The following is a 12,871-nucleotide window of genomic DNA, read 5'->3' as shown; positions in this document are numbered from 1 at the left end:
GGCTGGGCTTTACCCAGTAAAGACATAAGATGCGAGGCGATTATGCAGGCAGAAATAAACCATTATAAAAACTTAACGTCGCTTATCGACAACGCTTTTGAATCCTACGCTGACCGGCCGGCTTATACCTGCCTGGGACAGACGCTCAATTTCGCAGAAATTAATGAAAAAGCCACGCAACTGGCGGCCTATTTTCAATCCATTGACTTACAACCCGGTGATCGCATTGTTATCCAGCTACCGAACTTGATTCAGTATCCGATAGCAATGTATGCAGCGTTAAAAGCGGGACTCATTGTGGTCAACACCAACCCTCTTTATACGCCACGGGAAATGCTGCATCAGTTTAATGACTCCGGCGCCAAAGCCATTGTTATCCTCAGTGACCTGATGCCGAAATTAGAATCAATAATGGCACAGACTAGTATCGAGCAGGTGATTGTTACCGGCGCCACTGATTTATTAACCCCGGATGCAATAGCTGATATCACCTCAGGTATTGCATTTAACCAGGCGGTTGCGAACGGCAAAGACTTACCCCTGAATACCAGCAATGCTACCTTAGATGACCTGGCCATTTTGCAATACACCGGTGGCACCACAGGAGTGTCTAAAGGAGCACAATTAACCCATCGAAACCTGATTGCCAATGCACTGCAGACCGCAGAAATGTTAGGTGGGCATTGTCGCGAACAGGAGGAAATCCTGGTTTGTCCCCTACCCCTGTATCATATTTATGCGCTCCTGGTATCGATGATATTTTACGCCAGCAAGGGTAACCACAGCCTGTTAATACCCAATCCCAGGGACCTGCCTGCATTTATTGACTCCATACAGCCATTTAAATTTACCACGTTTATGGGCCTGAATACGTTGTTTGTGGGTTTGTGTAACCAGCCAGAGTTTCGTGATTTAGACTTTAGCGCCTTGAAACTAACCTTATCGGGCGGCACATCATTGACCACAACGGCAGCCGATTTATGGCAGCAAGTGACCGATTGTGAAATTTGTGAAGGCTATGGATTATCGGAAACCTCTCCCATCGTTGCCCTTAACCGTCCGTCTCAGCAACAAATTGGCACCGTTGGTGAGCCCCTGGCAGGTACCCAGGTAGAGTTTTGGGATGAAAACGACAAAGCGGTTGCCGATGGTGATGCCGGACAGCTGGTAGTCAAAGGTCCGCAAGTGATGAAAGGTTACTGGCAGATGCCTGAGGAAACCAAAGCGGCACTCACCGATGACGGCTATTTTAAAACCGGTGATATCGGTATTCGCCAGAGCGACGGTAAGATTAAAATCGTCGACCGGATGAAAGACCTGATCATCGTTTCCGGCTTTAACGTTTACCCAAATGAGGTGGAAGACGTACTGGTGACCCATCCGGCAGTTATAGAAGCCGCCGTCATCGGCCATCCGGATGAGCGCAGCGGCGAAACCGTCACCGCATACCTGACAACCAGGGGAAGTGTCGATGAAGCGCAAATCATTGCCTTCTGCCGTGAACACCTGACTAGCTACAAGGTACCAAAATCCATCGTGTTTATGGACGAATTACCAAAATCCAGTGTTGGCAAAATCTTGCGACGCGAGCTGAGAAAATAATTCCGAATCCCCGCAAATGAAAAGGCCTGAAAAGTATCAGGCCTTTTTAAGTTCAATACATGCTCAGCTCTTATTTGCTCACCGATTCCAAATTTTTTGAACCGTCATCTAGGCTGATACCGGCAACATATTCCAGACCATGGAGGATTTGAATACTACTATTTGCAAAAGCATCACCTTGCGGTTCCGCCCGGCCACCATTACAGGATGCCAGAAACGATTCGGCAACGGCATAGAAGGACATATTATTTTCTGGCCTCGCAAATCCATGGCCCTCATCCGGATACAAGACATAGGTTACCGGAATATTTTTCGCCTTCATGGCTGCAACAATCTGATCGGATTCGGCCTGCTTAACGCGCGGATCATTAGCGCCCTGAGCAATCAGAAGAGGTTTGTTAATCTCATCGACCTTATTCAACGGCGAACGCTCTGCTAACAAGGCTTTACCCTCTGCCGTATTCGGGTCGCCAATAGCGCGATAAAAGGTCTGCTTAAAGCTTTCCCAGTAAGGCGGTATTGACTCCAGTAGGGTTTGCAGATTGGAAGGCCCAACAATATCGACACCACAGGTAAATTCATCTGGGGTGTAGGTTAAGCCCACTAACGTCGCGTAACCACCATAGCTACCGCCCATGATGGCTACCGTATTTTCCTCGGTAATGCCCTGCTCGACTGCCCATCGCTTGGCATCGATCAAGTCATCATGCATAGCGCCAGCCCATTCGCCATTACCGGCATTAACAAAATCTTTGCCAAAACCAGTGGACGCTCGGAAGTTTACCTGCAGCACCGCGTAGCCACGATTTGCCAGCCACTGGATATCACCACGATAGCCGTAACCATCCCGCCCCCAGGGTCCACCATGAACCAGCATCACCATAGGCACTGCTTTATCAGCTTTGCCATCCTGATCCGGGTCAGCTTCTAAGGGTAAGGTGTAATATGAAACTAAATCCATATTATCGCGGGATTTGATCACCGTACCGTGCATTTTTACCAAGGGTAGCCCTTCAAGATCCGGGTTGGTAACAAACATGTCCGTTAATTCACCGGATTGGGTGTCAAATACCTTGTAAACGGGCGATTCATCACTCTCATCGGTATATACGGTCCAGTAACGATTATCCAGAGTTTGCGCCAGCAACTGCGAACCTCCGCTTAGCTGCTGATTTAATTTGCTTATCGTGTCTTGCATCTGTTCGTCTATGGCAAAATAAATCGGACGAATTTTATTTAGTGCGTAAGCTATCGGTTGGTGACTTTTAGGATCAAAGACAACGCTACCGACATCCACGTCATCATCACTGACAATCACGGTTTTTTCCTTGGATTCTAAATCCAGGTGCACAAGGGCTGCAGTATTGCGATCGCGACTATCAAGCATATAAATGCCTTTGTTTTCACCGTCAAAACCCAGGATATAGGTGGTCAGCGTATCACTGAATGGGATTTTAAAAATCTCGTGCCAGCCCGCGCCTTCCCGCTGTAATATCTGGTAACTGCCATCGGGCAGGGATTTCATTCCTAACCGGACATCGAGATTATTATCAACGATTATGGCGCCTAAGCCCGTGGCATCTGCCAGTAAGGTGCGTTTGCCACTAGCTAAATCCACCAGGTAGGCATCATGCCACTTTGGATCTCTGTCATTAAGTCCAACAACCGCCACTCCAGGTCTGGCCTGACTCTGGGCGATAATTTCGGCGCGAGTATTTGGATATGGAGTTAGGTTTTTGATTTCACCGGATTGCAAATTTACCGCGTACAAATGCCAGTTCTCATCACCATCCTTGTCCTGGGTATACATTACATACTTGCCATCAAGAGACCAGAAATGTACCGGAATTCCGCGACCCGTATCATTGGTGATGGGCTTTACACTGTCAAAGTCACCTCGTTTTCCGACAAAAACATTCATGACGCCGTTAAGTGGCGCACGAAAACTCATCATCTCACCGTCCGGACTGATACGCCCCTGAAACCGGCTTGGGTTTCCGAACAGTACTTTACGATCGATTAATGCTGGTGCTACAACCGCAGCGGATTGTTCACTAACGTGTGGTTCGGATTGAGCAATGTCCTTGGGGGCGCTGTTACAACCTGCAAGAACAGCGCTTATTGACAGTAAAACGGCTATAGAATTTCGCATAGGTTTTCCTTGTTATTTGAAAGAAATATCCACGGAGGGAAAACCACATAAGCACGATTACCTTAACCAACATCGCGACAGTTTCGGCAATGATCAAATATCACTTATTAACCCTTAACGACTTGTTATTAATAGTTTTATAAAACCCGCCATTTTGCAAGTTGACATTAGTATTTGCTTACAAATGAGGGTGAAAAATCTCGCAAAGCAGAACAGTTCTATGGGTTTGCTTTGCCTGAACAGCAACCTTTAGAAGCCACCACTGCATTAGTGTGTTGCTGTTTTTCCGGGTGCTGGGCGCGAATGCGTTGATGATTCAAGCGAAGAATGATCTCGGCAAGAATAGAAATCGCGATTTGTTCGGGGGTAATGGCCTTGATATCAAGGCCAGCCGGAGCTTTTAGCTGACTCAGTCTTTTCGTACCGATGTCATCAAGTTTAGCGGCAATTCTCGCTTTTACTTTCTCGGCTTTTTTGGGACTGGCAATAAATGCCAGATATTGATGTTCGATGCTAAGCCCATAACCCAGCTGCGCCTCATCGGCATAGCCCTGGCTGGCAACAACGATATATGGCTGGCGCCAGTGACTGTAATCAGAAAGTTGTTCCGGGTCAATTTGCTGAACCTTATTGTGCGTGGTATCGGCGATGGCTGAGGCACTTGCATAAACTTCGAAACCACTGGCTTGTCCAAGCGTTACCAGAGCCTTTGCGACTGGCGAATGTCCCAGCACCAGTAATTGTGGCAGGGCAATAAAGGGATCGATAAACACCTGAACCTTGCCCTCACTATGACAGGTTTGCGGAAACGCCGATACGCCAGGTAATTGTTGATGAATTTGCTCGCCAATATCCAGCAACCGGCTTTGTTGCGATTTAAGGCAGTCCCTTGATGCCTTTCTCACTGCCCCTTGCACACAACCACCTCCGATCCACCCATACATGTCTCCCTGTGCAGTCACCAGCGCTTTACAGCCAACACTGGCGGAAGATGGGGGGGTGACCTGAACCACGGTCGCCCAGCAAAAATCTACTCCCTGGGCAATTAATTGCTCAGCCTGATGGGCGAGTTGAATGGCGGATAAGGTTTCTTTCATAACATTAATTATAGAGCAGTAAAATGCTGTTCCAGCGCCTGTAAGCTTTCTAATGTATTCGCGGCAGCAAATACGTCCAATAATGGCAGGGTCGCCGCCATTGCCTGCGCTTTTGGCTCATATCCTGGGCGGCCGATCAGAGGGTTCAGCCATACTAACTTACGGCTATGTTGTTTTATATCCCGCACCTGTTCCACAAGCGTTTCCACTGAGCCCGTATCGAGGCCGTCACTTAATATCACAGACACAGTTTGCCGATTTAACACCGACCGGTACTTTTGATTAAACGTCGCCAGGCTGGCACCAATTTTTGTGCCTCCTGACCAGCCTTGCGAGACCAATGCCAATGAATTTCTCATCCGCATTAAATCCGTTTGCTTTAACGCCTGGGTAATGGGTAAAAGATGGGTGTGAAAAGCAAATACGGTTACGTGGCGAAACACTGCGCTCAACCCCCTGGCAAAGCGTAAAAACATGAAGCTATACATCGACATGGAACGACTTACGTCGATAAAAAGCACCAGGTGTGGTTGCTTTTTACGCGGTGCTTTAAATGCGAGATTAATCGGCGTGCCGCCAAAGCGCAGGTTTTTACGCAGGGTTTTGCGCATATCCAATTGTGCGGCTTTTTTACTTATTTTCTGACGCCTTACCAGTCGTTTACGCATTTTCCTGGCTAAATTTTCCACCAGGCGTTGCATCAGCTGCATTTGCTCTGGGTCGGTTAGCGATTGAAAGTCGGCTCGCGCCAGGCTGGCTGTAGCACTCGCTCCTTCACGACTGCCGGTATCTAAAGCCAGTTGCTGGGGGTCATCGTCAACTCCCGGCTGATCTCCAGATTGTGAAGGCTGCTGAGACTGCCTGTCAGCCCGCTCCTCGGCTTGAGAATGTTTTTGTTTTTTAGTCTGAACCGGCGCTTTATCACTGGCTTGAAACCGGCTACGGATATTGCTCGAAAACCAGTACAAACTGAACAGTTCATCGAATTTTTGCCAGTCCTCCCTGCTGCTACATAGCCAGGCCTGCAGATGCCATTGAAACTGGCGCCGCGATTTCAGGTCAACGTGCTGGATGCTGGCGAATAGATCGACTTCTTCTTTGATACCGATCACGAAATTCTGGGATTTAAGAAGTTGAATAAAGCCAATAATGCGCTCCTGCAACTGACTGGAGACGTTCACAAGTGGTAGAGGCGATATCTGGTTTGTGGTTGGCATGGATACGGACTATAAACTGGTAGCGATCAGGCGTTGCAAATCGACATCAGAAAAAGCTTCCATATCCTCACGAGTTTTTAATAAACACACCAGAGAATCACGGATCGCTTCCGGGTTTTGATCTAACTTGTCGATATCCAGCGCCATTAATGCAACGGCCCAGTCGAGCGTTTCCGCAATGCCGGGGATTTTCCGCAGGCTCTTTTTGCGAATATCCTGCACAAATGCCACCACCTGACGGGCAAGCTGCTGGCTGATATCCGGAACTTTCGCCTGAATAATAAGTAATTCTTTGTCAAATGGCGGGTAGTCGACATAGTGATATAAGCATCGCCGTCGCAGCGCATCACTCAACTCCCGGGTACCATTGGAGGTAAGGATGACCAGGGGGATACTGGTCGCTTTAATGGTACCCAATTCAGGAATGGAAATTTGAAAATCGGCAAGCAACTCCAACAGGAAAGCTTCAAACTCCTCGTCGGCCCGGTCAATTTCATCAATCAGCAACACCGGCGGTTCAGGGCGACTTATCGCCGCCAGCAAGGGTCTCTCCAACAGGTATTTTCGCGAAAATATATGCTCTTCAGGCGATTCTTTCGGGTGTTTTGCTGATGCTTTAAGGTGAGATTGCTCGATGAGTTTGATAGAGAGTAATTGATGCTGATAATTCCATTCATAGACTGCAGCATTGATATCCAGCCCTTCATAACACTGCAGGCGAATGAGTTCACAACCTTCGCTCCTGGCCAACGCACTGGCAATCTCAGTTTTACCAACACCCGCGTCGCCTTCAAGAAGCAGCGGTCGACCTATGCGTTGCATTAATAACAAACTGGCACACAACTGCCGGTCGGCAATATAACCTTGCTGTGCCAGTTTTCGTTGTTGCTGTTCAAGTTCCGCTGTCGCAGTCATCAAGAATTACCCGATTATTATTGTTAGTACGAGGTAGAGCGGTAACCGGATTACGCCTTCTTACCGCCAAACAGCCCTGCAAACCAACCGGTAATCACCGACCAGGCCAGCGCCAGGCCATTCAGCTCCTTGGGCTGTTGTGCCAGTTCTTCTTTGGCTTGTTGTGCCGCAGCTTCGTCTGGTCCCATTGCTGCGACATTGTTTTCAAAGTTTTTACCAAACTGATTGAGGATCTGATCCGCCACCTGAGTTAGCATACGACCGCCAAGGCTCGCCGCCTTACCAGTGACGGTCATCTCGGCATTACCCTGCAGTTCACAGCTCGACTCATCCACGGCTATCACGCGAGCGGTTAAATCCATCGCCGCTGATGACGTCCCTTTGCTGTCCTGACCTTTACCAATCAGACGTAGGCTCATCGCTTCTGGATCTATGTCTTCAACCACAATGTCGCCATTAAAAGCCATAGTTGCTGGACCAATTTTGGCTTTGACCTTGCCTTTGTAATTGCGTTCATCAATCGCCTCGGTTATCTCGGCTCCCGGCATGCACGCGGCGACCTTTTCAATCTGTTGCAAAAAGGTCCAGGCGTTTATCGCCGGACCCGGCAAGGTAAAGCTTTTCTCCATGTTAACTTTCATTAGCTGCTCCTTATCCTGTACGCTTGTCCAGACCTAATTCACGGATATGTTGCCATAATCGAAACGCATTATGAGGCATATCCAGGTGAGTGGTGCCCAAGTGTGAGAAAGCATCAACAATCGCCGACGTAAAGGTGGGAATACTGCCGACATGGGGAGATTCTGCCACACCTTTGGCGCCAATCGGGTGATGTGGTGATGGGGTAACGGTATAGTCTGTTTCCCATTTCGGGGTTTCCACAAAGGTAGGAATGAAGTAATCCATCAGGGTATTTCCAAGAATATTACCCTGCTCATCAAAGGGTAGTTCCTGTCCCATTGCCACCGCAAAGCCTTCGTTCAGGCCACCATGTATCTGCCCTTCAATGATCATCGGATTGATGCGCGTACCACAGTCGTCGAGGGCATAGAAGCGTCGAACCTTAGTAACGCCGGTGTATTTATCGATATCGACCACACACAGGTAAGTGCCAAACGGGTAGGTAAAATTAGGCGGATCGTAATAGTCCACCGCTTCCAGTCCCGGCTCCATTCCTTCAGGGCGATCGTTATACGCAGCCCAGGCAATTTCCTTCATGGTTTTTTCCTGGCCTGGTACCCCTTTGACTTTAAACCGGTCAACATCCCACTCGAGATCCTGCTCACTTACTTCCAGCAGGTGAGCAGCAATTTTCTGCGCTTTAGCGCGAATTTTCCGAGCCGCTACGGCCGTTGCCGCACCGCCCACCGGCGTTGAACGCGATCCGTAAGTACCCAGGCCATAAGGAGCGGTATCGGTATCCCCTTCTTCAATGGAAATCTCATCAGAAGGAATACCGAGTTCACTGGCAATAATTTGGGCATAGGTGGTCTGGTGCCCCTGTCCCTGGGTGATGGTGCCCATACGGGCGATTACCGAACCGGTTGGGTGGACGCGAATTTCGGCGCTATCAAACATACCGACCCCCAGTATGTCACAATTGCGGGTGGGCCCGGCACCAACGATTTCAGTAAAGGTCACCAGACCAATCCCCATCAACTCGCCCTTTTCACGCTTTTCCTGTTGTTCACGGCGCAGGCCTTCGTAATCGCAGGCTTCCAGCACTTTTTCCAGGGCGGTGTGATAATCACCGCTGTCGATTTCCCAACCCAGAGCGGTTTGGTAGGGAAATTGTTCCGCTTTGATAAAGTTTCGGCGACGAATTTCTGCTTTGTCGATGCCCAGTTTTTGCGCTAGCACATCCATGGTGCGCTCAATTACATACACGGCCTCTGTTACCCGAAAAGAGCATCGATAAGCCACACCACCGGGAGCCTTATTGGTATAAACACCATCCACGTTAAGATGTGCGACTGGTACATCATAAGAGCCGGTACATATATGCATCAGGCCCGCCGGGAATTTAGATGGGTCTGCACATGCATCAAATGCCCCGTGGTCAGCCAGTACATTTACCCGCAACGCCTTAATCCGGCCGTCACTGTCGGCAGCAATTTCACCGGTCATATGATAGTCACGAGCAAAAGCGGTGGTGGATAAATGTTCCATGCGGTTTTCTACCCACTTGACCGGTACACCTAACACGATGGAAGCGACAATAGAGACAACATAACCCGGATACACGCCAACCTTGTTACCAAACCCGCCACCAATATCCGGGGAAACAATACGAACCTTACTTTCCGGGATGCCCGATAGCATGGACACCACAGTACGCACTACATGCGGCGCCTGTGAGGTGATATACACGGTTAAATGCTCATTCACCTTATCAAAAGATGCAACGCATCCGCAGGTTTCCAGGGGACTAGGGTGAACTCGCGGGTAATACATATCCTGCTTGACGGTAACTTCCGCCTGTTCAAAAACCCGATCAGTTGCGTCCTTATCACCCGCCTGCCAGTTAAAAATATGATTATCATGGACGCGTTTACTATGGGCACCATCCATTTTGCCAACCAGATCTTCACGTAATATTGGTGCATCGTCATCCATGGCTTTGTGAGCATCCACCAATACCGGTAACTCTTCGTATTCCACTTCGACCAATTCAATGGCATCGGCGGCGATGTAGCGATTATCCGCGACAACAACAGCGACTTCCTGATACTGGAAGTGGACTTTTTCATCGGCAAGTACGGCCTGTACATCGCCGGCGAGCGTTGGCATCCAATGCAGATTCAATGGTTTTAAATCATCTGCGGTCAAAACCGCATGCACGCCGGGAAGTGCCAGCGCTTTTTCTTTATTGATACTTTTTATGCGGGCATGGGCATAAGGGCTTCGCACCATGTCGGCGAACAACATGCCGGGCATTTTAATATCGTCGACGTAATTGCCCTTCCCCTGAATAAAACGAGCATCCTCTTTACGTTTACGGGCGCATCCTACCCCTTTTATCGGATCGTCCTGCTCAGGAGCGTTATTGGCATCGTTTGCATTATCCATCGATATTCTCCTTACGCCTGTTGTAATTTCTTGGCAGCACTTTGCACTGCTTTAATGATGTTTTGATAGCCCGTACACCGACACAAGTTGCCTGACATTCCCCAGCGGATTTCATCTTCAGAAGGGTCTGGATTATCCTGCAAGAACCGGTATGCACGCACCAGCATCGCCGGTGTACAGAAACCGCATTGCAACCCGTGCTCTTCGACGAATGCCTGTTGCACCGCATGCAATCCTTCGGCGGTTGCCAGTCCTTCAACGGTCAATACGTCGCCACCATCAGCCTGTACTGCCAGCACCGTGCAGGACTTAACGGATTTGCCGTTAAGATCTACGGTACACACGCCGCAGTGGGAGGTTTCACAACCAATATGGGTTCCTGTTAACTGGATATTTTCGCGAATGGTATGCACCAGTAACTCCCGCGGCTCAACCAATGCCTCAACCGGTTTGCCATTGAGGTTAAAGGAAATATGATGTTTCGCCATGGTTAGCTCCTCGCCCGTTGCAGTGCATCTTGAATGGAGCGACGCACCATCTCCGCCGCCATATGGGATTTGTATTCGCTGCTACCGCGCAGGTCTTCTGCGGGTTCACAGGCGGCTATCACCTGCTCTGCAGCCTTTTCAATTAATGCCGAGTCAATCTCCTGACCCTTTAACAGGTTTTCCGCTTCAGTCGCACGAATTGCCATCGGTGCCACATTGGTGAGACCGATGCGAATATCCGAGCATTTGTCACCATCAAGGGTTAACATCACAGGTGAGCCGGCGACCGCATAATCCCCCGTTTTACGTTTTAATTTGTGATAACCGAACCCCTGATTATCTTTTTGTGCTTTAACTTCGATAGCGACAAGAATTTCATCCTCGGCAATCTCATTCCAATAGGTGCCAAGAAAAAAGCCATTGGCCGGTTGCTCACGCTTGCCATCAGGCCCCTGAATAATGAAATTGGCATCTAGCGCCAACATTACCGCCGGGTGGTCATTGCCTGGGTCTCCGTGGACAATATCACCGCCGATAGTGCCGCGATTTCGCACCTGCGGATCGGCAACCAGTTTTGCCGCTTCCACCAGAAGCGGACAATGCTGTTGTAAAATTTCCGATGCGATTAGCTCATTTTCGGTGGTCATCGCGCCAATGCGGATAGTATCGCCTTGCAAATCAATACCCTGTAATTCTGGGATGTCATTGATATCGATTAGGTATGGCGGCTCGGCAAAACGCAGTTTCATCATGGGTAATAAACTGTGCCCGCCGGCGAGTAATTTCGCATCTTCTTCATTCTGGAGTTTTTGGATTGCGTCTTCGATGCTGGACGCTTTGTGATATTGGAACTGGGATGTGATCATCTTGCTGTTTTGCCTCTCGATTTTTCGGGTGCTAGCAATACTTCGCGGGTTTTATAAAAGGCTAGACGGGCAACGCTTAAAGATCAAAAAATCCCCTAAAAATTAAGGGGTTTAACACAAGTGTAGTGGTAGGTTGGAGGAGGCGGTGAATTATCCAATGTTAAATTCTAAGATGTAGGTCGAATCAAGGGCCGCAAAGCACCAATCAGGCAAAGGTTTAATGCGGCCTGAAACAATAATTAAAAGGTAGCACCGAGGATCAGCATAGGTCCCTGGAACTGATATCCCACATCCAGGCCGCCATTGTCTCGATTGTCATCAACGGTGACATCATAATAGCGCCAGCCAAAATTCAGGTGCCAGTCCTCAACAAACTGATATTTCAACCCGGCGTGGAGATCAATCATCTCGCCTTCGATATTATCGATTTTAATATGAAAATATTGAGCATGGGTATTGATTGTCCAATGCTCGGTTAAGTCAAAATCGGCTGATAAGCCGATATCCGGCAAAGGCGCCGTGACATCGGAAAATACGGAATTATCGGGATCGGACTGGGCGCAGCCAAGCGAATTATCACCTTGATCACAGACCTCAATTTGCCCTTCAAAGCCGACCTCAAAATACATTACGTGTAACCCAAGGGAAATACCCAAATCAAGGCGTTCACCATTAAAAAACTTATAGCCATAACCGATGCGGGAAATATCCACATTCATCGAACTGGTCAACTCCGCACTACCATCGACGATGTATGTATCGCCGTCATAATCAAACTCAAATGGCTCTATGCTGCCCTGGGAGGTTGCTGAACGGTGCAGGCGTTTATAATCAAAATAGACATAATGCCTGTCATTAAATGCGTAATTTAATTTGAAGTAGGGAAGTAGCTCTTCTTCTTCGAGTTTCAGATCCTTCTCAAAGTCCAATTGCAAATCGATTTGCTCCTGGAGTTCATCGACTCGAGAGCGAGCGTTAAAGGAAGAGTCGGTTTTAGCGTAGAAGCCGCCGACTTCAATCGTGAATTCACCTGCACTTACAACCGCAGGAATCATTAACAGCGGCATCAGGGCTGTCGCCAATGCGCCCTTGCAAACAACAGAGTTCATAACTACACCCTCAATTGCCTGTTATGACAACGACTCTGAATACATGCCTTCCACGGTAAAGCGCAGAACAAGCACCATTTGAGCGTTGAATTTTGGTATAGAAACCCTAGTTGAACAACCGGATAAGCGCAAAGCCAGTTTTACCCCAGAATTAACCAGGCATTTAAGCAAACCCATAACCAATTGATTTAAATATCAATAAAGACACTTTTCAGAATCAGGCAAATGAGTTTAATTATTAATTAAAAGCTTTATTTTGATTGCACAAATCGATTATTGGATTTCTATCCCCGAATCCACTGGCACTGTGCGCCAACAGGCGAAGTATCATCTATGCTGTAAAGACACCCCTAAGC

General features: G+C 48.5%; 10 protein-coding genes. 1 reads left to right on the top strand and 9 read right to left on the bottom strand.

Annotation, left to right across the window (positions count from 1 at the left end; all coding sequences use genetic code 11):
* Positions 1-42: 42 nt before the first annotated feature.
* Positions 43-1,602, top strand: a complete 1,560-nt coding sequence (locus E8M12_RS03345) for an AMP-binding protein (RefSeq protein ID WP_211244974.1) — start codon at positions 43-45, stop codon at positions 1,600-1,602.
* Positions 1,603-1,672: 70 nt separating this feature from the next.
* Here E8M12_RS03345 and E8M12_RS03340 read toward each other — a convergent pair whose 3' ends face one another.
* The 9 genes from E8M12_RS03340 to E8M12_RS03300 form a co-directional block, all read right to left on the bottom strand.
* On the bottom strand, positions 1,673-3,754 hold the full coding sequence (locus E8M12_RS03340) for a S9 family peptidase (RefSeq protein WP_136734669.1): 2,082 nt from the start codon (positions 3,752-3,754) through the stop codon (positions 1,673-1,675).
* A 218-nt stretch (positions 3,755-3,972) separates the two neighbouring features.
* Positions 3,973-4,851: an XdhC family protein gene (locus tag E8M12_RS03335; protein WP_136734668.1), complete on the bottom strand. Its 879-nt coding sequence runs from the start codon at positions 4,849-4,851 to the stop codon at positions 3,973-3,975.
* 8 nt (positions 4,852-4,859) lie between these two features.
* Positions 4,860-6,068, bottom strand: coding sequence for a vWA domain-containing protein (locus tag E8M12_RS03330; RefSeq protein WP_136734667.1), 1,209 nt, complete (start codon positions 6,066-6,068; stop codon positions 4,860-4,862).
* 9 nt (positions 6,069-6,077) lie between these two features.
* The gene (locus tag E8M12_RS03325) at positions 6,078-6,983 is read right to left on the bottom strand and encodes an AAA family ATPase (protein WP_136734666.1); all 906 of its coding nucleotides are present in this window, start codon (positions 6,981-6,983) and stop codon (positions 6,078-6,080) included.
* Positions 6,984-7,033: 50 nt separating this feature from the next.
* A complete protein-coding gene (locus tag E8M12_RS03320) occupies positions 7,034-7,624 on the bottom strand; it encodes an SRPBCC family protein (RefSeq protein ID WP_136734665.1) in 591 nt (196 codons plus the stop codon).
* Positions 7,625-7,634: 10 nt separating this feature from the next.
* Entirely contained in the window at positions 7,635-10,052 is a 2,418-nt protein-coding gene (locus E8M12_RS03315) for an aerobic carbon-monoxide dehydrogenase large subunit (protein ID WP_136734664.1), read from the bottom strand.
* A gap of 11 nt (positions 10,053-10,063) precedes the next feature.
* Positions 10,064-10,540 carry a (2Fe-2S)-binding protein gene (locus E8M12_RS03310; protein ID WP_136734663.1) on the bottom strand — a complete coding sequence of 159 codons (477 nt, stop codon included), beginning with the start codon at positions 10,538-10,540 and terminating at the stop codon, positions 10,064-10,066.
* Between the two features lie 2 nt (positions 10,541-10,542).
* Complete coding sequence (locus E8M12_RS03305; RefSeq protein WP_136734662.1) at positions 10,543-11,406, bottom strand: FAD binding domain-containing protein; 864 nt, start codon at positions 11,404-11,406, stop codon at positions 10,543-10,545.
* 239 nt (positions 11,407-11,645) lie between these two features.
* Complete coding sequence (locus E8M12_RS03300; protein ID WP_136734661.1) at positions 11,646-12,515, bottom strand: TonB-dependent receptor; 870 nt, start codon at positions 12,513-12,515, stop codon at positions 11,646-11,648.
* Between the last annotated feature and the right edge of the window lie 356 nt (positions 12,516-12,871).

The organism is Thalassotalea mangrovi (assembly GCF_005116735.1).
Lineage (GTDB): Bacteria > Pseudomonadota > Gammaproteobacteria > Enterobacterales > Alteromonadaceae > Thalassotalea_A > Thalassotalea_A mangrovi.
This window is presented reverse-complemented; position numbering and strand designations above follow the sequence as displayed.